Below are 22,039 nucleotides of genomic sequence, written 5' to 3'. Positions count from 1 at the left end.
CCTATCGCCTAGGTCACTATCTCTAGCTAAAATCTCATATCGTGACACGGTCATGAAGCACTATTTGCAATGACGACGGCCGCCTGAAAGCGAGTAGTACACTCGCCGCAGACGGCCGTAGAACAGAGCGTTGATTCTTATTCAGTGATTGACGCCGACAGGCTGGCACTTCCTGAACTGCTTGCGGAAGTATCAGTCGAGGTCGAACTCGAACCAGAAGAAGATGCTCCCCCAGTGGATTCGGTTGATCCTGTCGATTCCTTTCCAGATGGAGAATGCGTCTTCGTCGAGTCAGAACCGGTCGACTTTTCCGTTCCCGATTCTTCGGTCGACCCACCTGGAGGAGTCGACGAATCTCCTGTCGGTCCTTCAGTCGATGGATCCTGTGATGGTGCTTCCGTTGGCGAAGGCTTCTGCGTAGGCTTCGTGGATGTTGACGGAGTATCCGACGGAGTCTCAGATTCATTCTCGGATGGCGAGGTGGATCCGCTCGGGCTCTTTGAACTACTTGGGCTCTTTGAACTACTTGGGCTCTTCGAAGCGCTTGGGCTTTCACTTTCACTCTGACTTGGACTTGGTTTTGTCGTCTTCGTCGGGCTTGGCTTCGGCGCAGGAATATGTGGGGTGTTGTTCTCGGGAACGATGATGTCCGGATCCGGTGCGTTGTTGGACTGACCGGAGTTCTGTGAGCCGTTGCCCTTAGGTGCGCTGTTCGCGTTGACGGTCAGGCGCTGCGAATCGATCATGGCCTGACGCTGTCCTGGGATCAGCGGCAGGTAGTTGCGAGGGTCATGCCAACGCCCATCAATAATGACCTCAAAGTGCACGTGACAGCCGGTGGAGTTACCAGTGGTTCCGGCCAGGGCAATCAATTCACCCTGCTTCACCTGCTGGCCAACCTTGGCGATGAGCTTGGAGTTATGGCTGTACCCGGTTTGCACGTTGTAGCCGTGATCAATGGTCACGCGCATGCCGGAGTGTCCGGCCCACCCTGAAACGGTGACAGTTCCGTCCTCAGAAGCGTAAACAGGAGAGCCGCAAGAAATTGGGTAGTCCTGGCCGATATGGATCTGGTTACCGGGGCCCGTGGGGTTTGCGCGCCAACCGTAAGGACTGGAAATTCGGCGGCTTGTCACCGGGTGCATCAGCTGCAAGTCACCGGGAAGTTTGCCTAGTTCGCCCACCGTGCCCGCGAGCAAAGCGGTTGATTCTTCATTGGAACTGCTGCTTGTTTCGGTGCTCTCCGCAGCATCTTTCACCATGCCTACGGGGCGTCCATCAATGGCAAGCTCCTTGCCCGAACCACCGAAGGCGTTCAGTGGCGCGTCACCACTGACAAAGACCGGGCCGTCTCCGATTGAATAGTCAGCGACGGCTTCCATCGATACCTGGACATCACCCTGGCGTGAATCAGCGGGCTGCGCCACGATCGGAATCGCCAACGCTGCGGTAAGCCCCAAGGCTGCCACAATCGAGGTCGACCAGATGACCACGGGATTCTTGCGTCGGGGCAGCCCGAGCAGCAATAAGTCGTGGTTCACTTGATGACGTCGCTTCACGGCCACTCGCTCCCAGATCACATTTTCATAACCGATTAACAGCGTAGGCCTAAAAATCCAACTAATCCAGATGCTCGACTAATACTCTTGAGTATTAATTTCCTCGTTAACCTACCGTTTGCCCAAAAACGTGTCTGCGGATCCATGCATGCATGGCAATTCCGGCAGCAGAGGCCGCGTTAATGGAGCGCGTAGAACCGAATTGTTCAATTGACAAGGTGTCCTTAGCCGCCGCATGAACTTCCGGACTTAAACCGGGTCCTTCTTGGCCAAACACCAAAACGCAGTTCTTTGGAATGTCATAAGTTTCCAGCGGCACGGAATCCGGGAAGATGTCGATTCCCAAAATGGTGAGCCCCTCAGACTCAGCCCAGGTCACGAAATCCTCCACGGTTGGGTGATGACGCACGTGCTGGTAACGATCTGTAACCATGGCGCCGCGTCGATTCCATCGACGGCGTCCAATGATATGTACTTCTTTAGCCAAGAAAGCATTGGCGCTACGGACCACCGTGCCGATATTCATGTCATGCTGCCAATTTTCAATGGCGATGTGGAAGTCGTGGCGGCGCTCATCTAGGTCGGCAATGATGGCGTCCATTTTCCAGTAACGGTATTTGTCGGCAACATTGCGTCGGTCACCCTCGGCTAGCAGCTCCGGATCATACTTATCATCGGTCGGTAGCTCGCCTTCCCAGGGGCCCACTCCGATGACATGCTGCTCGCTGGGGTCGTTAACTGGCTCATGCGTTTCTTGATTCACGCTATTAAGCGTAGTTCTTTCTCATCGTGCCCTTGTTCACGGCGCAATCGCCCAAGTCTGTGTAGTCTTTCTAGTAGCAGGGGAATCTTTCAATGCAGATAGCTCCCACCACAATTTCATCAGGGAGGACTTCACCTCGTGACGACTACCAACCGCGCTGCTCGTACCGTCCATGACATCAAGTGCTGGCTTACTGATATGGACGGTGTTCTCGTCCACGAAAATCAGGCAGTTAAAGGCGCCGCAGAGTTGATGGGGTACTGGCGTGAAAACAATCTGCGTTTCCTCGTCCTGACCAACAACTCCATCTTTACCCCTCGTGACCTTCGTGCCCGTTTGTTGGCCTCAGGCTTGGACGTTCCAGAGGAAAACATCTGGACCTCAGCCATGGCCACTGCGGAGTTCTTGGCTCGTCAACGTCCAGGTGGTCGCACCTTCGTGATTGGCGAGGCGGGCCTAACCACCGCGTTGCACGAAGCTGGCTTCATCATGACCGACCAGAACCCTGACTACGTCGTTCTGGGCGAGACCCGCAACTATTCTTTCGAAGCGATCACCAAGGCCATCCGCCTCATCGAAGGTGGCGCCAAGTTTATCGCCACCAACCCTGATGCAACGGGACCATCTGCCGAAGGCCTCCTGCCTGCAACCGGTGCGATTGCTGCACTGATCTCGCGTGCAACCAACCGCGAACCATATGTTGTCGGCAAGCCAAACCCTATGATGTTCCGCTCCGCGTTGAACCGGATCGATGCGCATTCGGAAACCACCGCAATGATCGGTGACCGTATGGACACCGACATCGTTGCAGGCATGGAAGCTGGTCTGCTGACCGCTCTGGTCTTCACCCGGCATCACTTCCCGAGATGACATGGACACTTTCCCATTCCGTCCTGACCTGCAGTACCCATCCGTCGCAAACCTGCACGCGGAACTGGCTAAGGGCGCACAACCGGCACAGGCCCCCGCAGCAAAGAAGTAACTCTCCACACCCAAGAATGAGGTCGGGCGTCTGCCCGGCCTCATTCTGTTCCTCAGCGCACCAACCAATCGGCCTACCCGCGTCGTATGCTAAAGCAGTGAGTGAGCCTGTACCCAACGAAGTTCCCGGAGCCCGAAAACGCGGACGCCCTAAGGGAAGCACGACTGGATCAACAAGAATCAAGATCCTCAAAGCCGCGTCCAAAGAGTTTGCCCATGCCGGCTTCGAAGGGACGAGTCTGCGTTCGGTAGCCCGCAGAGCTTCAGTTGATCCTGCCTTGGTACACCACTACTTCAAGGATAAAAGCGACCTGTTTATCCAGACCATGAACATCCCGGTCGATCCGGGAGATGTCGTTGGTCAGGCCATCAATGCACCCTTAGATGAATTGGGTTACGCACTAACCAAGGCTCTGATTACCACCTGGCAAAAACCCGCTTTTCGGTCGCCCGCGGTGGCCATGGTGCGCGGACTAATCTCCAGTAATACTGCCGCGAAAATCCTGAAACCCTTCATCCAGAAGGAGATTTTCTCGCGCATTGGCTCGCGCCTGCCTGAAGAGTCTGCCGAGGAACGGATCGCTCTGGTGGCTAGCCAATTTATTGGCCTGATTATCACCCGTTATGTTGTTTCCTTGGAGCCCATAGCTTCCATGAGCGAAGATCAGCTCATCGAACTGGTTGCTCCCACCATTCAGCGTTATCTCACCGAAGATCTTCCGCTTCAAAAGCATTGACTTGCCTGCCGTATGGGTCTCTAATTCATTATGTGATGAATAAATCAGTATGCATCGACGTGCAAGATCTCAGCGTCAAGAGAGGCAAAAGTCTGGTCTTGGACCAGTTGAGCTTCCAGCTTGAAGCGGGCAAAATCATCGGCCTTCTGGGCCCCAGCGGAAGTGGTAAGAGCACACTCCTGCGCAGCATCGTTGGCAACCAGATCATCACCAGCGGTTCGGTCACCGCGCTCGGCCAGTCAGCCGGAAGCAAATCCTTAAGACGCAAGGTCGGCTACATGACTCAGGCAGCCAGCGTCTATGACGACTTAACGGTTAGACAGAACATCACCTATTTCGCCAATATTCTTGGGCTCAGCACCGATGAAGTGAATCGTGTCATCCAAGGTACAGATCTTGCTGAGCAGGCATCACGCTTGGTCATCGATCTTTCTGGTGGCCAACGCAATCGTGTCTCCTTGGCTATTGCCCTCCTCGGCAACCCAGAAATCGTCATCCTTGATGAGCCCACTGTCGGGCTTGACCCAGTACTGCGCGCGGATCTTTGGGATCTCTTCGCGCGCCTAGCTTCCACCGGAATCTGCTTGGTAGTTTCTAGTCACGTTATGGACGAGGCCATGCGTTGCGATCAAATCTTGCTACTCCGCGAAGGAAAAATACTCGCCCAGCTATCGCCCTTCGAGCTCATGAAACGTACTGGCGCGACCGATCCTGAGGGAGCTTTTTTGAAACTCATTGATTCAGGAACTTCAGATCCGCAAAGTGACGCACCATCCGCCCCAGTTTCAGCGCCTCGACACCGCGCCACAGCGGAAGAGAGCAAATGATGCGCAGAACATTAGCCACAGCAGGCAGGGTCTTGAACCAAGTACGTCATGACCCGCGCACCATTGCTTTAATGCTCGTGGTCCCCAGCCTGCTGATAGGCCTGATTGCTTGGATATTTACCGATACTCCAGCTTTCCAGCGGATCGGCCCGTCCATGATCGCGCTGTTTCCTTTTGTGGTGATGTTTCTCGTGACGAGCATTGCCACACTTCGGGAACGACGCAGTGGCACACTTGAACGGCTTCTGAGCCTGCCGTTGGCCAAGGGAGAATTCATCTTTGGCTACGCGCTAGCTTTCACTCTCATTGCCATCGTTCAAACCCTCATCGCCACAAGCTTCGCGATCTGGGTTTGTGGTCTAGAAATATCGGGAAGCTTCTGGCTGCTTTTCGCCGTTGCCGCGCTTGATGCACTGTTAGGGATCAGTCTGGGGCTCATGGCCAGTGCTTTCGCCCGCACCGAATTCCAAGTCGTGCAATTCATGCCGGCCCTCGTGATCCCGCAGTTTTTGTTAGCTGGAATTATTTTGCCCAGGAATCAGCTCCCTTCGGTCCTCGAATCTATTGGAGACTGGCTGCCGCTCTCCCACGCCATCGACGCCCTCTCGGACGTCGCGGCGGGGACAACAGATTCTGCTACTGGAATCAGCATGCTGGTAATCGTCGCGTGGATCGCGGTGGCACTTCTTGTTGGCTCGTTGACCCTACGCCGGCGAACTGCCTGACTACTATCCAATAATTACGGGTGTGTCCATCACTCGTCCTTCTCCGACTTCGCGGAGCTGTTCATACCTCTCCTGCACCGCGCAAAAACTAAAGCACAAAACCCACCATTGCAGACATTCACAATGATGGGTTTCGCCAGGATATCTTGCTGTTTACAGGCCCAGCTCGGTCTTGCCGTAGGCAAACAGGTAAGGAACTCCAGCTTCAGCTTCGATGCGTTCCTTAGCCCCGGTATCGCGATCCACGATCACGGCAACGGCAATCACGTTGCCACCGGCCTTGCGCACGCCTTCAACTGCAGTCAACGCCGAGCCACCGGTGGTGGAGGTATCTTCCAGCACGATCACGTCGCGTCCTTCAACGCTTGGCCCTTCGACCTGACGACCCATGCCGTAGGACTTCTGCGCCTTGCGCACAACGAAGGCGTCGATAGCGCGATCCTTAGCGCGGGCAGTGTGCATGATGGCGGTGCCGACCGGGTCAGCTCCCATGGTCAAGCCACCAACATTGGTGAATTCAAGATTTGCTTCATCGAACAGATCAAGCATGACTTCGCCGACCAACCCTGAGGCTTCCTGGTGCAGGGTAACTCGACGCAAATCGATGTAGTAGTCAGCTTCCTTGCCCGAAGACAAGATGACCTTGCCGCGCACAATGGCTAGTTCTTGGATTAGTTCTTTTAGTCGCTCACGGGCGCTGGTTTCGCTCATACCCTCGATTCTAGTCGGCATCATCGCTAGGCTGATTTTATGAACGCACAACGCCCCTTGGGTTACTGGTTAAAATTGGTGGATTCGCTGATTGACGAGCAGTTTGCAGCGACCTTAGAAGAGCATGGCGTGACACGCCGGCAATGGCAGGTGCTAAACCTGCTGGAACAACGTCCCGCCACCGAAGCGCAGCTCAATGCCGGCCTGTCGCCATTCTTTGCTTCAGAGGATGAGCCTCAGACCTTGAGCGAGCATCTGGCGGAGCTGGTGGAGTCAGGGTGGGTGACCACGAACGACGCAGAATATTCAATCACCGACCGCGGCCATATCTCCCTACTCAAACTCAGCGAGCTGGTAGAAAAGATTCGCACCCAGTTCGGCCAAGATCTCGACGGCTCCGAATATGACGCCGTCGTACAGACTCTGGAAAAGATGGCTCGCAATCTCGGTTGGGCACCGGAAGAAGAACAAGAGTAAACGTCAAACGCTACAGGGTATGTTGAGAACAGATTAACTTTCGAGGCAAACGCTGTATTCGGCGTTCTCGTCTCGTGCCCACTGCCTAGGATTAATGTCATGCGTGAATTGCAAGCAGAAATCATTAAAGAGTTGGGTGTACGCCCAGAAATCGACGCCGCGCAGGAGATCCGTCGTCGCGTCGACTTCCTCAAGGACTACCTCGCCGCCACCGGGGCTAAGGGTTTTGTTTTGGGGATTTCTGGCGGAATTGATTCCACCCTAGCCGGGCGCCTAGCGCAGCTGGCAGTCCAGGAAGTCCGCGAAGCCGGGGGCGAGGCACGTTTTGTTTCGGTACGCCTGCCACATGGGGTGCAGCACGATGCCGATGATGCTGCCGCGGCTATGGACTTTATTGGCGCCGACGAGCAATTTGAAGTTAATATCGCCAAGCCGGTCGCCGCACTCGACGAAGCCTTGGCCGATGCTGGACACCCGAAGATCAGCGACTTTAACCGTGGAAATGCTAAGGCACGCACCCGCATGATCGTGCAATATGCCATCGCTGGGGACCGTGGCATGTTGGTGTTGGGCACTGACCATGCGGCTGAATCCGTCACTGGGTTCTTCACCAAGTTTGGCGATGGCGGAGCTGACCTGTTGCCGTTGGCTGGACTGAACAAACGACAGAACCAGGCCCTGCTCCGTGAATTACAGGCCCCTGAACTGCTGTGGGCTAAGAAACCAACTGCTGACCTACTTGATGGCCAACCTCAACGCGCGGATGAAGAAGAACTCGGCCTGAGCTATGAACAGATTGATGACTATCTTGAGGGCCGTGAAATTGCTGTAGCGGCGGCCGAAGCCATTGAAAAACGCTTCCTTACTTCACGCCATAAGCGCGCAGTACCCGCCACCTACTGGGATCAGTGGTGGCGGGCCTAGAAGTTACATCAAGCCGGTGATTTCTTTCAGCGCTTGAACATGTTGTGCAAAGGCCTTGTGCCCGGTCGAAGTAAGCTTCGCCCAGGTACGAGGCCTTTTGCCTACGTACCCTTTTTTGATCTGGACATAGCCTCCGGCCTCCAGTGCGCTCAGATGTCGTGAAAGTACCGAGTCTGACGCACCAAGGGCTTCCTTGAGTGATTTAAAATCAGCCTCATCAACGGCTTGAAGAGATCCCATGATTGAAAGTCTGAGCGGGTTCGAAAAGTCATCGTTGAGCCGGTCGCGGGCATGAGCAATCATTTCCGTACCATCGCAATTCCGGTCACGCACAATGGTGCGGCGACGACAACACCGATGAGCAGCACGGTGGGCCACGCAAACGGTCCTGCGCTCATTATTGCCAGGGCTACCGCGTAGAGCACCATGCTGGCCACAAAACCTCGCAGGTACATTTTTGAGAATCCCCGCGGAAGCGAACGATACAGCTTTCCGTAGGCCAGCGACATTGCGATAACAGCTACGGCGAACAGGGAAATGATAACGATGAACCCAGCGAAGTTCTCATCGGGTCGGTAGATCTGCAAGAGAGCTGCAAGTCCTCCGATAAGAAGACCGAGCACGATGCAATAGGTCCCCATCAACTTTGCCCCGTATCCGGAGGCCTGATCCATGGCTTGCTGGGCCTTGCCCAGCGCAGCTAGTTGCTCCGCAGGATTCAGCTCCTTTTCCGAGTTCATTTGATTTCACCCTTGCTTGACTTGCGCTGACGCTGAGCCATGATGCTGGTCATGGTCATGGTGACCGCCAGGAACACTCCCAGGCCGACGTAGAGCAGAATTGTTTGTCCGGTGAAGTACACGCTCAGGGCGAGAGCAAAAAATGCGACTCCAGCCAAGATGATCGATGCGATGCACCAGGTGTTGAACGTTGCCTTCATGGTCTTTCTCCTTTGCTGTGAACCTTTGAACACCTCAACTCTAACAAGTACTTTCCAGATTGGAAAGTACTTGTTAGAAATTTTTTATTTGCTCTCCGGATCACTGCACACTAGACAAAAGCACTCACTCCAGTCAGCGCTCTGCCCACAATGAGCGAGTTGATTTCATAGGTGCCCTCATAGGTGTGCAGGATTTCGACATCACAGAACACCTTCCCCATTTCAAAATCACTGACCACACCATTGCCACCCATCAATGCCCTACCCAACGACGCAGATTCTCGCGCAAGCCGCGTTGCGGTGGACTTAGCCATGGCCGCATCAACCATCTGCAAGTCGCCACGCTCCTGCTTACGCGCAATATCACTCATCATGGATAGACAGAGGCTGAGGTTTCCTGCGATCTGCGCTAATGACTGTTGAATCAGCTGGAAGGAAGCAATGGGCTGGCCGAACTGCTGACGTTCAAGGGCATAGGCCTTGCAAATATCAAAAGTTGCCATCATCGCACCCACCGCCTGCCACCCGACCCACGCGCGGGATTGCATCAACAGCCCGTTAGCGGAAGAAAAACATGAAGCGCCAGGAAGCTTATTGGCCAGTGGGATACGTACCTGATCAAAGGTGATGTCCGCATTTTGTATGATTCGCAAACCGATCTTGTGTTCAATCTTGGTTGCGCAAAATCCGGGACGATCGGATTCCACGAGATAGGCTCCGAGCTCACCACTTTCTGCATCCTTGGCCCACAGTAAGGTGAAGTCGCTGAAGGTTCCCATGCCAATCCATCGCTTGGCGCCACTAATGACATATTCGTCACCGTCACGCTTAACGGAGCATTGGACTCCCCCGGCAATATCCGAACCGTGCTCGGGTTCAGTCAGGGCAAATGCGCCAAAGGCATCAAAAGCCGTGAGCTTGGGCAACCATCGAGCGCGTTGCTCTTCGGAACCGAGCTCATCGAGCATTCCGACCACCAGCTCATTGTGGATGCCCACCACCGAAGATAGTGAAATGTCCGCACGGGCGATTTCCGCGTGTATAAGGCCTCGCAAAAGATGCGAACACGACTCTAACTGGAGTCCTGCCAACCCTTGCTGGGCAAGTAGCTTCACCAGCTGAGCTGGAAACTCTTCGCGGTTCCAGTATTCGATGGACTGTTTACGGATCTTGTTCTGCACTAGTTCTCGCACTTCCAGCAGGCGTTCATGTTCGCGATCGCTCAGCTGTTGTGTCACTCCTAATAGGTCCATTGGGGTTCTCCTTCCAAACCTTAGGAAGTCCAAGTATATTGTTGGACTAGATCTTTTTATGGGGGTATATAAATGACTTCACCATTGCCACGCGACCCTATTGCGCAGGCCCGGGAACAGTGGATTTCACATGGATGGACAGCTCAAGCTGATTCCATGGCGGCTATCACCGCGGTAATGCGTACTGCTTCGATCTTTTTGCAACGGGCCGACGCCATCCTTAAACCGCACGGCCTAACCTTTGCCCGATTTGAGGTCCTTGCCCTCTTGGGATTCTCCAAGCGAGGCTCCCTGCCTATGAGTCAGGCCAGTGATTTGCTTCAGGTGCACGCCACCAGCCTGACCAACTCAGTTGACCGCTTGGAATCCACCGGCCTGGTGCGCCGCGTTGCGCACCCTACCGATGGCCGAACACGCTTGTTAGAGCTCACCAGTGAGGGCCAAAAAGTCCTCGATCTGGCTCGCAACGATCTCAATGAGAGTCTTTTTGCCCAGAGCAACCTCTCTGGACATGACGCAACCGAGCTCTTCGAGATTCTTGCGCGTTTCCGAAAAGCCTCGGGAGATTTTCTATAACGTACCCTCTCGAATGGCATTAATGATCCCCGAAAAGTCCGTGCCTGCATTGCCTTCATCGCTGAACTTTCGGTACAGGCTCGCAGCCAATGCTCCAAGCTGAGCATCCGTAGTAGTGTGCTCCAGCGCGCTGGTTGCCAAACCTAAATCCTTGGCCATCAACGCAGCAGCAAACCCTGGCTGATATTCGCGATTAGCCGGCGAGGTGGGCACCGGACCAGGTACTGGGCAGTTAGTAGTCACCGCCCAGCACTGCCCCGAGGCTGAAGAAATCACATCATAGAGGGCCTGGTGCTCCAGTCCTAAGCGCTCTCCGAGCACAAAGGCTTCGGCGGCACCGATCATCGAAATCCCCAACAACATGTTGTTGCAGACCTTGGCGGCCTGCCCCGCGCCATAACCACCGCAGTGCACGATTCTCTTTCCCATGTGTTCAAGTAGTGCAGTAATCTCCGCCAGATCTTCATCTTGTGCGCCGAGCATAAAGGTCAAGCTTCCAGCTTCTGCGCCGACGACTCCACCAGATACCGGTGCATCGGCGCTGCGATGACCGGCCGCCACCGCAAGTTCAGCGGCCTGCCTAGCTTGGGCGACATCGATGGTGGAACATTCTAGAAAAAGCGTATTGGGCTTGGCGCTTTGCAAAAGATGCTTCTCATACGCCTCAAGGACGTGTTTTCCGGAGGGGAACATCGTCAGAACTACATCTACATCAACCGCGGCGTCCTCTTGGGTATCCACCGTCTCAATCCCTGCTTCCTGCGCGGCTTGAACGGCAGCGGGGACCACATCGAATCCCTTTAACTTGTAGCCGGCACGATGCAGATTGATGGCCATGGGCAGACCCATATGTCCCAGGCCCAAAAAGCCGATGACTGGCTTGTCACTCATAGTTGACTCTTTTCTTCGAGGCCCGCACCTAGCAGGGCGTAATTCAATTCGGCACCGGGAAGTGGACCAAGATGTCTCTGGGTTCTTTGTTCATGGCTCAATCCGGGTATGACATCTACCCAGTGGGGTGTCCGGTCTTTGTCGATCACTGCTGCCCTGATGCCTTCAGCAAAGTCAGGGTCATCTAATCGGTGCAAGGCTGCTCGGAATTCACGTTGCAAATCCTTGCGCAGGTCATCACCTGCGAGTCGAATAAGCTCGCCCGTCAGCCATACTGAGCTGGGACACACGGTGCGTAGCGTCTGGGCCATCTCTTGAGCCTGCGGAACATCGCTACTTTGCAGGGTCAGGAGTACGGTGCGCAGATTCTCCTCGTCAAAGACCTGCACCCATGACTCATGTAAGAAACCCTGTTCAGGGTCTTCCGCATACCGGTCGATGACGTTCTGGGCCGGTTCGTGCTCCAGTTCTTCGAGTAATTGCGGGAGTTTCTGCTGCGGCACATATGTATCGGCCAAACCAAGCAGGATTGCATCGGCTGCACCAAATGTGGTTCCGGTCAGTGCTGCCAAGCGGCCGGCAGCACGTGGCGCCTTCGCTAATAGGTGGGTACCTCCGACATCAGGGAAAAATCCGATCCCAACTTCTGGCATTCCGCATCGACTGGTATCAGTAACGATGCGATGGCTTCCATGAGCAGAGATGCCTATTCCACCGCCCAAGACAATGCCGTCCATTAACGCAATGTACGGTTTGGGATACTCACTAATGAGGGCGTTGAGCTGGTACTCAATACGCCAGAATTCTTCAGAAGAACCGGTACGTTCTCGAATGTCCTGGTAAATGGCAACGATGTCACCACCGGCACACAGACCACGTTCCCCCGCTCCCTGTACTGCTACCTGGGAAATTTCAGGATCCTCACGCCAACTGAGCAAGGTCTCAAGAAATATCTGGCACATGTCGGTATTGAGGGCATTGAGTGCCCGAGGTCGGTTTAGCGTGATCAGACCCAGCTGGCCGCGACGTTCGGTCAGGATTTCAGGCAACATTGCCTCCTATTAGTGATTAGCGTCACCTTCTAGAACACGAATATACTCGGACTTCCAAGTAAATTGAAGTGGCGTCAGTCAGCAAACTTGATAGGTTGAACTTGTGAAGATTGCAACTTGGAATGTGAACTCGCTACGAGCCCGCGCCGACCGCGTTGAGGACTGGTTGCGACGCACCGACGTAGACGTCCTGGCCATTCAGGAAACAAAATGCAAAGACGAGAATTTTCCGTGGGAATTGTTCGAGAACAATGACTACGAGGTCGCCCACTTTGGCGTCAACCAGTGGAATGGCGTGGCCATTGCCTCTCGCGTAGGTCTGGAGAACGTGCAACGCACGTTCCCCGGACAGCCAGAATTTGGCAAGGGTGGAAAGAACCCGATTCAAGAGCCACGCGCTATTGCTGCAACCTGCGGAGGGGTTCAGGTGTGGAGCTTATATGTTCCCAATGGACGCGCCCTCGATGACGAACACATGGCCTACAAGCTCAACTGGCTAAATGAACTCAAGGAACGCTCCGGGCAGTGGCTGGCCGAAAACCCTGAGGCCCAGATCGCTTTGATGGGTGACTGGAATATTGCCCCGAAGGATGAAGATGTCTGGGATATCGATTTCTTCATAGAGAATAAGCTCACGCATGTTTCAGCTCCTGAACGTGCTGCGTTCACGGCTTTTGAGGACTTGGGCTTCAGTGATGTGGTCCGCCCCTACACCGAAGGCCAATATACCTACTGGGATTACACCCAGCTGCGCTTCCCCAAGGGCGAAGGCATGCGTATCGATTTCTCCCTCACCTCCCCCGCGCTGACCGCACGGGTCACTTCGGCAAGCATTGACCGCGAGGAGCGAAAGGGTAAGGGAGCCAGCGATCACGCACCGGTAATTGTGGAGCTCTCAGACTAACTATGACTACAAAATTGACTGGGCCCATCAGTGAGCTCACCTCGGCCACGGCATTCCTGCGTGTTTATGAACCGCTGGATACCTTTGAAGATTGGGCCCAGTCGATCATTCTTCGCACGCCACAGCGCACCGCCCAGCAATGGGACACGTTTGAAAATGAGCGGCTGTGGCAGCGCACGCTACGTGGCGTGTCCGATCCGTTTCCCCACAATGAGCCCGAGTTCTTCCGCTCCATTAAGACTTTGGATTATCAGGGTACGGAGCACACCCGCTATTGCCCCGGACAGTTGCAGGCTCGCAGCTTGTTAGCAGCGGAGCAAGCGGAAGAAGCTATCCGACCTGAAGTCTTCGACCTTCTAGTACCGCCGGCGTCCCGGAAAGCCAATGCACAACGCGTTGATCCAGACCGTCTCGCTGGAGACTTGACTCATCTGCATACCCGCACTTCTTCTTGGGGCATTCCGCTCAGCTGGTTTGCTCTGTTCCGCGAAGACGATGAGCACGAAGTGATCCATGACGGTGATCAACTCAAGACCGTGCGCATGTATATAGGTTTCGACCAAGCCGTTGAGCGGTTGGCGTGGGCTGTTCAAACTTTGGTGACGCACGCACCGCAGTCACAACTTTTTGAGGAGCTAGGAAGCCTTGGAAGTTGGCTTGAGTCCTTTGATAGCCGCGCCGTCATTGAACTGGACTACGGACTCTTGGCCGAAATCGTTTGGCCTGACGACTCACCTAATGACCTTTTAGATGGTCTGCAGGCCTTGGATGATGGCGATATGACCGGTGCGGCTGCTGCATATCGCCGACTAAGCAACCGTTGGTTGGGTCCGCGCCACTTAGGGCGAGCCAACTAGTGTGCGGAAGTAAATAACAGCAGAAACAGCAAATGCTCCGGGAAACCGGAGCATTTGTTTAATGGCGACCCTGACGGGACTTGAACCCGCGACCTCCGCCGTGACAGGGCGGCGCGCTAACCAACTGCGCTACAGGGCCTAGTGTTTTGAATAACCTTCAATACACACAGGAAAACCCTCGGTAAACCGAGGGCCTGCGTGGCTCCGACCGGCGTCGATCCGGTGACCTTTCGATTTTCAGTCGAACGCTCTACCAACTGAGCTACAGAGCCTGGCACCACTTAGTGGACACCAAATTTACTAATAGATTAGTAAATTGAGCGACCCTGACGGGACTTGAACCCGCGACCTCCGCCGTGACAGGGCGGCGCGCTAACCAACTGCGCTACAGGGCCTTGCTTTCGCAAGCCAATGGATTTTATCCATCTAACAACTAGTGAACTAGTTGTTTGTACCCCCAACGGGATTCGAACCCGTGCCGCCGCCGTGAAAGGGCGGTGTCCTAGGCCGCTAGACGATGGGGGCCTAAGTCGCTTCGGTTTCTTGCGTCTCCGTAGCGGACTCCAATAACTATACGTGGGTTTTTTTGTTTCGCAAAATCGGCCACTTGGTCCGTTTTGCCAGCCCCAAACTGACACTCCGCAGCTAGGCTGAAAACATGCTTTTAGAGATGAGCGATGACGAGTTTGAGCGGCTAGTTGAGCAAGCTATCGACGCCATCCCACAGGAAGTTTTCGCAATGATGGACAACGTCATTTTCTTCATCGAAGACGAGTACACGCCACAGCCCGGAGAGCCTAAAAACCTTGAGATTCTGGGGTTATACGAGGGTGTTGCACTCACGGAGCGAGATCTAGACTGGAGCGCTGGCGCGCTTCCTGACCGGATTACGATCTTCAAAAATCCAACACTCCGAGCCTGCCAAAACAGCGAAGAAGTTGTTCGCGAAATCGGCATCACGGTCATGCACGAGGTGGCCCATCACTTCGGTATCGACGACGAAAAATTGCACGATTTAGGGTGGTCCTGAGCGCAATTTTCAAAAACTTCTTTTGAGATCCGCCTCACAATTTGCGTCATATCTGCTGGCCAGAGCGGATTTCAAAGAGAGGCAGACCACATCGAATCATCGCGCGAAGTTGCGAATCAGCTTCGCCCATTCGGCCTTCGATTCAGGCGCTCTTAAAACGATCCCTTTTAAAGGCACCTTTTTATGCGGCGCTTCAACACCAGGATGATCCACCTCTATTTACGGCAACCACCTCGTTACCTAAGCTTCACGAAAAGAGACGCTAGATAACGACTCCCAATGTGAGCCAAAAAAATTTTCCAAGGTTTCTTTCAGGAAAATCGGCCCCTCTTATCTCACGTTCTCTCAGATCACCCCGCATAACCGCAAGTGAATTACACGTTTGGGATTTATGTGACTGGTGTGAACAGTGTTGCCAAGGATGTTCCAGTTAGCATAATGTGCTATTTGGAGTCTTGTCCTAATCGTGATCTTTCCACCGTTGGAAGTCACGGTTTCAACGCTCCCTGTCATCCAAGAACTTAGTGAGGAACGATATGGCTACTCGCCACACGCTCGGTGTCGCTGCTAGCACACTGGCCTTAGCGGCATCCTGCCTTGTAGGTGCTCTGCCCGCATCCGCATCAACTTCAACTACGTTCCCCGCATCTGTCTCCATCGCAGCTGCACCAAGTGCCTCAGATCTGCCAACCGATGCAGAGATCCAAGAGGCCAAGAAGAGCAAAGACTCCACCAACGCCATGATCGCTCGCATCGAGGCATCCCTGGAGTCAAGTCGCGCCGAACTGCAGCGGGTTGAAACAGAAGCTGCTCAGGCACAAGAATCACTGCTCTCCGCCGGCGAAGAACGCGATCTGCGCACCGCCGAAGCCGAGAAGGCAGTCAAGCAGCTCGATTACGCAAAGACTTACCTAACTCAGAGCCGCAAGGAACTGGGAGCCATCGCTTCGGATATCTACCGCAACGGTGCCAGCAACTCCACCCTTGGTCTTCTGCTGGATGACAGCAACGAAGGCGACCTCTTCTACAAGGCCGCCACCATGGACGCGCTGAGCCAACAGCAGGTCACCTCAGTCAACACTGCTTCTGAGGCAGAAGCCCTGGTTACCGCGTGGCAGGAATATGCTGACGCAGCTCAGAGTGCTTCTGAGGAAGCTGCAGCTAATTACGATGCTGCTGCCGCCACTGCTAACAGCACCCTGAAGACCTACGAGTCCGCTGTAGAGCCTGAGAAGAAGCTACGCAACGAACTCATCGGACACCTCTCCACCTTGCAGGAGCAGGAAGAAGCTGAAGTTCGCAAGGCTGTAGAGAAGAAGGAAGCCGAGGAACAGCAGGCGGCCCTTGATCAGGCCATCGCTACCGAAGACACCACTGAAGTTCCAGAAGAAAAGCCTGCGGCTGTTCAGCCACTTGCAGTAGCTGAACCACAGGAACTCGAACCGACCGAATCTGAAGATGAGTCGACGGTTAAGCCAAAGGCAGTAGAGCTCCAGACTGTCACTCCGACCGCCATGCCTGAGCTTCCAAGTGCTGAGCCAACGCAGTCTGCTGAGCCAACGCCAGAGCCAACCAAGAGCGCAGAGCCTACTCCTGAACCGACGAAGTCTGCCGAGCCTACGCCGGAGCCGACTAAGACCGCAGAGCCTCAGCCAACCAAAACGGCGGAGCCAAAGCCAACCAAGACGGCCACTCCTACGCCGACCAAGACCGCTGAGCCAAAGCCGACCAAGACTGCTACTCCTAAGCCAACTAAGACGGCGGAGCCAAAGCCAACCAAGACGGCTACTCCTAAGCCAACCAAGACCGCTGAGCCAAAGCCAACTAAAACGGCCGAACCAGAGCCAGAAACCGGTCGCAGCTACTCGGCTGCCATCGCTTGGGCTTTGAAGACCGCGGATGATCCGAGCAAGTACTACGTCTACGGTGGCAACGGCCCTAACGCTTTTGACTGCTCGAGCTTCTCGCAGCGCGCATTTGGTCAGTCGGGCATCAGCCTGCCACGCACCTCGACCCAGCAGTTCTTCAGCGCCCCACAGTATGTGTCGCTGAGCAACCTGCAACCTGGCGACCTGGTGTTCTCCACCTCTAACGGCGGATCATCGTTCTACCACGTAGCAATCTACATCGGTAACGGCAACGTTGTTCACGCTCGTAACCCAAATGCCGGCATTTCGGTGACGCCATTGAGCTGGGTCAACAACCTGTACTCAAAGGCAGCTCGCTACTAAAGGTAGCCAGTCACCTGCACTAACGAAGGCCACGCACCGTTTGGTGCGTGGCCTTCTGCGTACCTACCTTAGAGAACAGCTTTCGCTACTGCTCCTGGGCACGGGTGTCGAAGTTCTTTCGGTCCTCCAAGCGTGGATCCTCGGAATCAGGAACCACCATAACCGGTCCCTTGGAGTGGTGCAGTACACCCTGCGAGGTGGAGCCGAGCAACATGCCGGTAAAGCCACCACGACCTCGTGAACCGGTTACCGTCAACACAGCATGTTCGGACTCGCGGATCAGTATCTCAACCGGAGGTCCGGAGACCACGTCGGTTTCCATCTTCAGATCAGGATAGTGCGAACGCAGCCACTTGGTGCCCACGCTCATCTGGTACCGTACATCCTCCAAGACGGCTTCCTGATCAACGGTAGCTGGCATCCAGGCCAGCGCCGCTCCCACCGGAGGCACCGCACAAATCAGCCGCAACGTCAGGTCACTGGCGATCGCCGCCTCAGCAGCAGCTAGCACCGCTGAGCGTGCCCGGTCAGATCCGTCCACACCGACCACGATGCACTTTCGATCATTGACGGAGTCCGCAGGAGCTTCCTGTTCCTTCGACATGCATAGAGGCACAACGACCGTCGGGCACTTCGAGTGGGCCGGCAACGCCGAGGACACCGAACCAAGCAGGCGCCCCACAAAGCCGCCGCGCCCGCGAGTCCCGACGACAACCAGTTCAGCGTCCTGGCTCAAGTCCAGCAGGACTCCTGCAGGATCGCCCGATTCAATGTAGGTGCGGATCTGTGCAGTACTGCCTTCAAGATCAGCATGGGCCTGCCGAACAATCTCTTCGGCACCGCCTCGAATCAAGTCATCATCCAAGGTTGAGTAACCAGCGTCCATCGAGGACGCGGCAAAAACCGGGATGGTGTAGGCAGAAACGATATTCAGCACGCTGCCACGGCGTACCGCTTCACGTTCGGCCCAACGTAAAGCACATTTACTTTGCGCCGACCCATCAACGCCGACAACAATTCCTTCGATCTTTTCTGCTGCGACTGGCGCTTCATCACTCATCTGAATCGCTCCTTCATAACTCCAGATCAACATGGGTGTGATTTCCCTTACCTCCAATGTACTTGCTTTGGCAGTTCTTGGTGTGAGTTGGGTCTAAAGATTTTTAATTGCGCCTAGTTAGCTGAGAATTCAATATCAATCAGCCACGAAAACGACATAGAATTTTTCCATGTCCTCCTCCACAAACACCGCGCCCGGGACTTCTGCGGCCGCGCGCATCGACCGATACTTCAAAATTTCGGAACGACGTTCTACGTTCTCCACCGAAGTTCGCGGCGGTATCGCCACATTCTTCGCGATGAGCTACATCGTCGTCCTTAACCCACTGGTACTCTCCGGGGCCGACAGCTCCGGCGATGTACTGGGCATCCAGCGCGTTGCCGCGGTCACCGCTTTCGTGGCCGGTGTCCTGACCATCATCATGGGCATCTGGGCACGTCACCCCTTCGCCATGGCCACCGGCCTTGGTGTTAACGCTTTTGTGGCCATCACCGTAGCCACCAATCCGGAACTTACCTGGGCCGATGTCATGGGTCTGGTACTCATCGCCGGTGTCGTGATGTTTATTCTGGTGCTCACCGGTTTTAGAACCGCGGTCTTTAACGCTGTTCCGGCGGGCCTGAAAACCGCCATCGTGGTGGGCATCGGTATGTTCATCGCGCTGATCGGTCTGGTGAACGCTGGCTTCGTACAGCGTGTTCCGGACGCCGCGAACACCACCGTCCCTGTGGGGTTGGGCTTTGACGGCGAGCTAATGGGCTGGCCAATCCTGGTCTTCATCATCGGCCTGCTGCTGACCATGACCTTGGTCGTGCGCAAGGTCAAGGGCGCGATCCTGATCGGCATCGTCGTCTCCGCGATCCTGGCCAACATCCTTGAAGCCACCTTCCACATTGGTGAATTTGAGACCGGTAGCTGGTCCCTGGTGGTTCCTTCCATGCCGGAGTGGACCCTTCCTGACCTCTCGCTGATCGGCAATGTCAGCCTTGTCGGGGCCTTTAGCAAGCTCGGCTTCACCGCCGCATCGCTGTTGGCCTTCGTCATCCTGCTCTCGATCTTCTTCGACGCCATGGGCACCATGGTGGGCCTGGCTTCCGAGGCAGGCACCATGGACGAAAACGGGCAGATCCCCGATGTGGACAAGGTCCTGATGGTTGACGCTGCCGGCGCTATCGTCGGTGGCGGCACCTCAAGCTCCTCGGCGCAGATCTTTGTGGAGTCCGGCGCCGGTATTGGTGAAGGTGCACGCACCGGCCTTGCTTCGGTGGTCACCGGCCTGCTGATGATCGTAGCCATGTTCTTGAGCCCACTGATCTACCTGGTGCCTTTCGAAGCTGTAGCTCCGGCACTGGTCGTAGTTGGTTTCATGATGATCACCCAGGTCGCCAAGATCGACTGGAACGACTGGGGTATTGCACTACCAGCCTTCCTGACCTTCACCTTGATGCCATTCACCTACTCGATTGCCAACGGCATTGGTGCAGGGTTCATCTCCTACGTCTTCATCCGCGCAACCCAGGGTCGTGCCAAGGAGATCCACCCATTGATGTGGGTCGTCTCAGCGGCCTTCGTGCTGTTCTTCGGTATCGGACTCATTGAGATGTGGGCCGGGGTTAAGTAGCCTCTAGCTTCATCCGACAGCCCGTCATGACCTTGTCATGGCGGGCTGTTCGCGTCTTCTCCCACGGCAGTGTTGGTTAGGATGAGGAACATGAGCGATGCACAGAAGAGCACAGGTCAGTGGGTTCAGGTGGCTGCCGGGCTAAAAAATGCGAGCATGCGCCAGCTGTTAGGTGTTGTACTCGCCGGGGACAGCCTGCCTGAAGAGCTGAGTAAAACTCAGCAAAAAGACCTGGCTCGCTGGGAAAAGATCGGGTTACTTCGCAACGACGAGCATGGCTGGTCTCTGAATCATCAACTGCTGGATCAGACCCTGGCATCGGCCAGTGCGCACAAGGCCGATCGTAGTGGCATCCAAAGATTTTTCACCGGCGCACGGTTGCACACCCTACCGGCTAAACCCGGGGACCGGCACGAAGTGCTGGTGTACATTCGCGATGCGGTGATCAGCGGCGATGAGCAGCTGCGCGAAGAGCAACTCAATGAACGGCTTCGGGTCTTCCACCCCGACGTCGCACTGCTACGCCGCTACCTGGTTGATCATTCGTTGTTGCTGCGCGCTACCGATGGCTCCAGCTACCGGTTGGGCTCTGCAGCCTAGGAGATCGGGGTGGCACCGGTCGCAAATTTTTGCACCACGGAGCCAGAGACCAGCTGTGCTGGCAGTGGTGCGGTACGCAGATTACGCTCAAAACCCGCACCGAGCGAAAGCGGTTCATTGCTGGCCATAAAGACGATGTTGCCGTACCGTCGCCCCTTGAGCATTGGTGGGTCAGCAATCATCGCCACGTGTTCAAAAACCTCGAGTAGGGTGGCAGCTTCGGCTTTGGCCCCGGCCAGATCCGCGGTGTCGCCACAGTTCATGATGTACACGCCACCCTGATCCAGTACCCGTTGGGCCTGGCGGGCATAGTCCACCGTGGTCAACTCTCGCGGAGTAGTACTTCCGGCGAAGACGTCGCGGATAATCACATCGCGGCTGCCATCGCTCAGGGTGGGGAGCACCTGGCCAGCATCCCCCACGCGCAGTCGCACCAGCGGGGCCCGCGGCACGTCGAAAGAGGTGCGAACGAGTTCGGCCAGTTTGGCATCTAGTTCCACCACGACTTGCCGCGCGTTGTCGTAGCTTGCCGCGACCCAGCGAGCCATGGAACACCCGCCGCCGCCTAGATGTAGTACACGCAGTTTGCGGGCGCGCCCATCAAACTCATCGGCAGGGAAACCGTAGCTAAAAATCGGTTCCATCCAGCGCATATATTCGAAGTCCAGGTACGTCGGATCGTCCAGATCGACGTGTGATGATGGGACACCGTTAATTTTGAGAATGTAGCGGTTGCCGCCGTAGGGGTCCGCCTCAATGATGGCGCTGCCCGTGTCAATCGGGAATTCGCCGAGCAACACGTCTTTTGCGTCTTTAGCCATGTGCGCGCACCATCCGTCGCTCGGTGAGTCCCTGCCAGGTGCCAACCAGTGCTTCGGTGGTTCCATCGGCGGTGAACCCGTGTTTTTCAAAAAATCGTTGTGCCCGGTCGTTGCCTTCAATGACCCAGACCAGGGCGTCACGTTGGCCGAGCACTACTTCCATGAGGTGAGCGCCCAGTCCGCTACCGTAATACGCTTCGAGCACGTAGAGCATGCCCAGTTCGATGCCCACGCCGGCGTCCTGATCCTCTTCAATGGTGGGTGTGCCCCCTGCGAGCCCAATGATTCGGCCCTGAGCATCTTCAGCGATGAAGAATTGTGCTCCCGAGGCAAGGCCACGTTCCCACCAGGCAACCTGGCCGTCGAGTTCTTGCTCGTGGTGAGTGAAGAAGGCTGGCTCGCGTAGATCGGCATATGCTTCACGCCAGCATTGCAGTTTCATCTCAAGTGCTTCGCGCACATCGTGTTCGGTAGCCAGGCGGATTCGATAGTCGTTCAT

General features: G+C 55.4%; 24 protein-coding genes, 4 tRNA genes and 1 pseudogene. 13 read left to right on the top strand and 16 right to left on the bottom strand.

Features of this window, described 5'->3' with window-relative positions; genetic code table 11:
• Positions 1-137 precede the first annotated feature (137 nt).
• Both QMQ05_RS01080 and QMQ05_RS01075 read right to left on the bottom strand, forming a co-directional pair.
• Positions 138-1,559, bottom strand: a complete 1,422-nt coding sequence (locus tag QMQ05_RS01080) for a M23 family metallopeptidase (RefSeq protein ID WP_345472274.1) — start codon at positions 1,557-1,559, stop codon at positions 138-140.
• 106 nt (positions 1,560-1,665) lie between these two features.
• Entirely contained in the window at positions 1,666-2,322 is a 657-nt protein-coding gene (locus QMQ05_RS01075; RefSeq protein ID WP_058256050.1) for a TrmH family RNA methyltransferase, read from the bottom strand.
• Between the two features lie 198 nt (positions 2,323-2,520).
• Here QMQ05_RS01075 and QMQ05_RS01070 point away from each other — a divergent pair.
• The 4 genes and pseudogenes from QMQ05_RS01070 to QMQ05_RS01055 all read left to right on the top strand — a co-directional run bounded on the left by QMQ05_RS01070 (position 2,521) and on the right by QMQ05_RS01055 (position 5,592).
• Positions 2,521-3,304 (top strand): annotated as a pseudogene (locus tag QMQ05_RS01070) (HAD-IIA family hydrolase).
• Between the two features lie 97 nt (positions 3,305-3,401).
• Entirely contained in the window at positions 3,402-4,040 is a 639-nt protein-coding gene (locus QMQ05_RS01065) for a TetR/AcrR family transcriptional regulator (RefSeq protein ID WP_345472271.1), read from the top strand.
• A gap of 35 nt (positions 4,041-4,075) precedes the next feature.
• Complete coding sequence (locus QMQ05_RS01060; protein ID WP_345472269.1) at positions 4,076-4,867, top strand: ABC transporter ATP-binding protein; 792 nt, start codon at positions 4,076-4,078, stop codon at positions 4,865-4,867.
• The gene (locus tag QMQ05_RS01055) at positions 4,867-5,592 is read left to right on the top strand and encodes an ABC transporter permease (protein WP_345474588.1); all 726 of its coding nucleotides are present in this window, start codon (positions 4,867-4,869) and stop codon (positions 5,590-5,592) included. Before QMQ05_RS01060 ends, QMQ05_RS01055 begins: the two co-directional genes overlap by 1 nt.
• Before the next feature lie 153 nt (positions 5,593-5,745).
• Here QMQ05_RS01055 and pyrE read toward each other — a convergent pair whose 3' ends face one another.
• On the bottom strand, positions 5,746-6,303 hold the full coding sequence (gene pyrE / locus QMQ05_RS01050; RefSeq protein WP_345472267.1) for an orotate phosphoribosyltransferase: 558 nt from the start codon (positions 6,301-6,303) through the stop codon (positions 5,746-5,748).
• Positions 6,304-6,342: 39 nt separating this feature from the next.
• Here pyrE and QMQ05_RS01045 point away from each other — a divergent pair, with 39 nt between their 5' ends.
• Together QMQ05_RS01045 and nadE are read left to right on the top strand one after the other, a co-directional pair.
• Complete coding sequence (locus QMQ05_RS01045; protein WP_058256043.1) at positions 6,343-6,780, top strand: MarR family winged helix-turn-helix transcriptional regulator; 438 nt, start codon at positions 6,343-6,345, stop codon at positions 6,778-6,780.
• A gap of 99 nt (positions 6,781-6,879) precedes the next feature.
• Positions 6,880-7,704, top strand: coding sequence for an ammonia-dependent NAD(+) synthetase (gene nadE, locus QMQ05_RS01040; protein ID WP_345472265.1), 825 nt, complete (start codon positions 6,880-6,882; stop codon positions 7,702-7,704).
• 3 nt (positions 7,705-7,707) lie between these two features.
• Here the strand turns inward: nadE and QMQ05_RS01035 are convergent, their stop codons facing one another.
• The 4 genes from QMQ05_RS01035 to QMQ05_RS01020 form a co-directional block, all read right to left on the bottom strand.
• Positions 7,708-8,007 (bottom strand): winged helix-turn-helix domain-containing protein, encoded by a 300-nt coding sequence (locus QMQ05_RS01035; protein WP_058256041.1) that lies wholly within the window; start codon positions 8,005-8,007, stop codon positions 7,708-7,710.
• Entirely contained in the window at positions 8,004-8,444 is a 441-nt protein-coding gene (locus tag QMQ05_RS01030) for a hypothetical protein (protein ID WP_345472263.1), read from the bottom strand. Before QMQ05_RS01030 ends, QMQ05_RS01035 begins: the two co-directional genes overlap by 4 nt.
• Positions 8,441-8,644, bottom strand: a complete 204-nt coding sequence (locus QMQ05_RS01025; RefSeq protein WP_345472261.1) for a hypothetical protein — start codon at positions 8,642-8,644, stop codon at positions 8,441-8,443. Before QMQ05_RS01025 ends, QMQ05_RS01030 begins: the two co-directional genes overlap by 4 nt.
• A gap of 110 nt (positions 8,645-8,754) precedes the next feature.
• Positions 8,755-9,897 (bottom strand): acyl-CoA dehydrogenase family protein, encoded by a 1,143-nt coding sequence (locus tag QMQ05_RS01020; RefSeq protein WP_345472260.1) that lies wholly within the window; start codon positions 9,895-9,897, stop codon positions 8,755-8,757.
• Between the two features lie 72 nt (positions 9,898-9,969).
• Here QMQ05_RS01020 and QMQ05_RS01015 point away from each other — a divergent pair, with 72 nt between their 5' ends.
• A complete protein-coding gene (locus tag QMQ05_RS01015; RefSeq protein ID WP_345472258.1) occupies positions 9,970-10,473 on the top strand; it encodes a MarR family winged helix-turn-helix transcriptional regulator in 504 nt (167 codons plus the stop codon).
• Here the strand turns inward: QMQ05_RS01015 and mmsB are convergent.
• Complete coding sequence (mmsB, locus tag QMQ05_RS01010; RefSeq protein WP_345472256.1) at positions 10,468-11,364, bottom strand: 3-hydroxyisobutyrate dehydrogenase; 897 nt, start codon at positions 11,362-11,364, stop codon at positions 10,468-10,470. The two genes, QMQ05_RS01015 and mmsB, sit on opposite strands and share 6 nt — an antisense overlap.
• On the bottom strand, positions 11,361-12,416 hold the full coding sequence (locus tag QMQ05_RS01005) for a 3-hydroxyisobutyryl-CoA hydrolase (protein WP_345472254.1): 1,056 nt from the start codon (positions 12,414-12,416) through the stop codon (positions 11,361-11,363). Before QMQ05_RS01005 ends, mmsB begins: the two co-directional genes overlap by 4 nt.
• A 103-nt stretch (positions 12,417-12,519) precedes the next feature.
• On the opposite strand from QMQ05_RS01005, the gene QMQ05_RS01000 reads away from it, so the two are divergent.
• Both QMQ05_RS01000 and QMQ05_RS00995 read left to right on the top strand, forming a co-directional pair.
• Positions 12,520-13,320, top strand: a complete 801-nt coding sequence (locus QMQ05_RS01000; RefSeq protein WP_334120993.1) for an exodeoxyribonuclease III — start codon at positions 12,520-12,522, stop codon at positions 13,318-13,320.
• 2 nt (positions 13,321-13,322) lie between these two features.
• Positions 13,323-14,177 carry a hypothetical protein gene (locus QMQ05_RS00995; RefSeq protein WP_345472251.1) on the top strand — a complete coding sequence of 285 codons (855 nt, stop codon included), beginning with the start codon at positions 13,323-13,325 and terminating at the stop codon, positions 14,175-14,177.
• A gap of 62 nt (positions 14,178-14,239) precedes the next feature.
• Here QMQ05_RS00995 and QMQ05_RS00990 read toward each other — a convergent pair.
• The 4 genes from QMQ05_RS00990 to QMQ05_RS00975 all read right to left on the bottom strand — a co-directional run bounded on the left by QMQ05_RS00990 (position 14,240) and on the right by QMQ05_RS00975 (position 14,702).
• A tRNA-Asp gene (locus QMQ05_RS00990) sits at positions 14,240-14,316 on the bottom strand.
• Positions 14,317-14,376: 60 nt separating this feature from the next.
• Positions 14,377-14,449, bottom strand: a tRNA-Phe gene (locus QMQ05_RS00985).
• 49 nt (positions 14,450-14,498) lie between these two features.
• A tRNA-Asp gene (locus tag QMQ05_RS00980) sits at positions 14,499-14,572 on the bottom strand.
• 57 nt (positions 14,573-14,629) lie between these two features.
• Positions 14,630-14,702 (bottom strand) — tRNA-Glu (locus tag QMQ05_RS00975).
• A 133-nt stretch (positions 14,703-14,835) separates the two neighbouring features.
• Here QMQ05_RS00975 and QMQ05_RS00970 point away from each other — a divergent pair.
• Entirely contained in the window at positions 14,836-15,207 is a 372-nt protein-coding gene (locus tag QMQ05_RS00970) for a metallopeptidase family protein (protein ID WP_345472249.1), read from the top strand.
• A gap of 536 nt (positions 15,208-15,743) precedes the next feature.
• Positions 15,744-17,438 (top strand): NlpC/P60 family protein, encoded by a 1,695-nt coding sequence (locus QMQ05_RS00965; protein WP_334120990.1) that lies wholly within the window; start codon positions 15,744-15,746, stop codon positions 17,436-17,438.
• A gap of 85 nt (positions 17,439-17,523) precedes the next feature.
• Here the strand turns inward: QMQ05_RS00965 and QMQ05_RS00960 are convergent, their stop codons facing one another.
• Positions 17,524-18,498: a universal stress protein gene (locus QMQ05_RS00960; protein ID WP_345472248.1), complete on the bottom strand. Its 975-nt coding sequence runs from the start codon at positions 18,496-18,498 to the stop codon at positions 17,524-17,526.
• Between the two features lie 169 nt (positions 18,499-18,667).
• On the opposite strand from QMQ05_RS00960, the gene QMQ05_RS00955 reads away from it, so the two are divergent.
• On the top strand, positions 18,668-20,119 hold the full coding sequence (locus QMQ05_RS00955) for an NCS2 family permease (RefSeq protein ID WP_334120988.1): 1,452 nt from the start codon (positions 18,668-18,670) through the stop codon (positions 20,117-20,119).
• 90 nt (positions 20,120-20,209) lie between these two features.
• Complete coding sequence (locus tag QMQ05_RS00950; protein WP_334120987.1) at positions 20,210-20,719, top strand: DUF2087 domain-containing protein; 510 nt, start codon at positions 20,210-20,212, stop codon at positions 20,717-20,719.
• Here the strand turns inward: QMQ05_RS00950 and QMQ05_RS00945 are convergent.
• Together QMQ05_RS00945 and QMQ05_RS00940 are read right to left on the bottom strand one after the other, a co-directional pair.
• Positions 20,716-21,540, bottom strand: a complete 825-nt coding sequence (locus QMQ05_RS00945) for a spermidine synthase (RefSeq protein WP_345472246.1) — start codon at positions 21,538-21,540, stop codon at positions 20,716-20,718. The two genes, QMQ05_RS00950 and QMQ05_RS00945, sit on opposite strands and share 4 nt — an antisense overlap.
• The gene (locus QMQ05_RS00940) at positions 21,533-22,039 is read right to left on the bottom strand and encodes a GNAT family N-acetyltransferase (RefSeq protein ID WP_345472245.1); all 507 of its coding nucleotides are present in this window, start codon (positions 22,037-22,039) and stop codon (positions 21,533-21,535) included. Before QMQ05_RS00940 ends, QMQ05_RS00945 begins: the two co-directional genes overlap by 8 nt.

Source organism: Glutamicibacter sp. B1 (assembly GCF_039602135.1).
Taxonomy (GTDB): Bacteria; Actinomycetota; Actinomycetes; order Actinomycetales; family Micrococcaceae; genus Glutamicibacter; species Glutamicibacter ectropisis.
The sequence above is the reverse complement of the archived record's forward strand: the minus strand, read 5'-3'. Positions and strand labels throughout refer to the sequence as shown.

What these genes read in the sequence shown, in the direction of transcription:
- QMQ05_RS01060 (WP_345472269.1), top strand. Translation starts at nt 4,076, where the DNA reads ATGAATAAATCAGTATGCATCGACGTGCAAGATCTCAGCGTCAAGAGA.
- QMQ05_RS01055 (WP_345474588.1), top strand. Translation starts at nt 4,867, where the DNA reads ATGCGCAGAACATTAGCCACAGCAGGCAGGGTCTTGAACCAAGTACGT.
- pyrE (WP_345472267.1), bottom strand. Translation starts at nt 6,303, where the DNA reads ATGAGCGAAACCAGCGCCCGTGAGCGACTAAAAGAACTAATCCAAGAA.
- QMQ05_RS01045 (WP_058256043.1), top strand. Translation starts at nt 6,343, where the DNA reads ATGAACGCACAACGCCCCTTGGGTTACTGGTTAAAATTGGTGGATTCG.
- nadE (WP_345472265.1), top strand. Translation starts at nt 6,880, where the DNA reads ATGCGTGAATTGCAAGCAGAAATCATTAAAGAGTTGGGTGTACGCCCA.
- QMQ05_RS01035 (WP_058256041.1), bottom strand. Translation starts at nt 8,007, where the DNA reads ATGATTGCTCATGCCCGCGACCGGCTCAACGATGACTTTTCGAACCCG.
- QMQ05_RS01030 (WP_345472263.1), bottom strand. Translation starts at nt 8,444, where the DNA reads ATGAACTCGGAAAAGGAGCTGAATCCTGCGGAGCAACTAGCTGCGCTG.
- QMQ05_RS01025 (WP_345472261.1), bottom strand. Translation starts at nt 8,644, where the DNA reads ATGAAGGCAACGTTCAACACCTGGTGCATCGCATCGATCATCTTGGCT.
- QMQ05_RS01020 (WP_345472260.1), bottom strand. Translation starts at nt 9,897, where the DNA reads ATGGACCTATTAGGAGTGACACAACAGCTGAGCGATCGCGAACATGAA.
- QMQ05_RS01015 (WP_345472258.1), top strand. Translation starts at nt 9,970, where the DNA reads ATGACTTCACCATTGCCACGCGACCCTATTGCGCAGGCCCGGGAACAG.
- mmsB (WP_345472256.1), bottom strand. Translation starts at nt 11,364, where the DNA reads ATGAGTGACAAGCCAGTCATCGGCTTTTTGGGCCTGGGACATATGGGT.
- QMQ05_RS01005 (WP_345472254.1), bottom strand. Translation starts at nt 12,416, where the DNA reads ATGTTGCCTGAAATCCTGACCGAACGTCGCGGCCAGCTGGGTCTGATC.
- QMQ05_RS00995 (WP_345472251.1), top strand. Translation starts at nt 13,323, where the DNA reads ATGACTACAAAATTGACTGGGCCCATCAGTGAGCTCACCTCGGCCACG.
- QMQ05_RS00970 (WP_345472249.1), top strand. Translation starts at nt 14,836, where the DNA reads ATGCTTTTAGAGATGAGCGATGACGAGTTTGAGCGGCTAGTTGAGCAA.
- QMQ05_RS00965 (WP_334120990.1), top strand. Translation starts at nt 15,744, where the DNA reads ATGGCTACTCGCCACACGCTCGGTGTCGCTGCTAGCACACTGGCCTTA.
- QMQ05_RS00960 (WP_345472248.1), bottom strand. Translation starts at nt 18,498, where the DNA reads ATGAGTGATGAAGCGCCAGTCGCAGCAGAAAAGATCGAAGGAATTGTT.
- QMQ05_RS00955 (WP_334120988.1), top strand. Translation starts at nt 18,668, where the DNA reads ATGTCCTCCTCCACAAACACCGCGCCCGGGACTTCTGCGGCCGCGCGC.
- QMQ05_RS00950 (WP_334120987.1), top strand. Translation starts at nt 20,210, where the DNA reads ATGAGCGATGCACAGAAGAGCACAGGTCAGTGGGTTCAGGTGGCTGCC.
- QMQ05_RS00945 (WP_345472246.1), bottom strand. Translation starts at nt 21,540, where the DNA reads ATGGCTAAAGACGCAAAAGACGTGTTGCTCGGCGAATTCCCGATTGAC.
- QMQ05_RS00940 (WP_345472245.1), bottom strand. Translation starts at nt 22,039, where the DNA reads ATGAACGACTATCGAATCCGCCTGGCTACCGAACACGATGTGCGCGAA.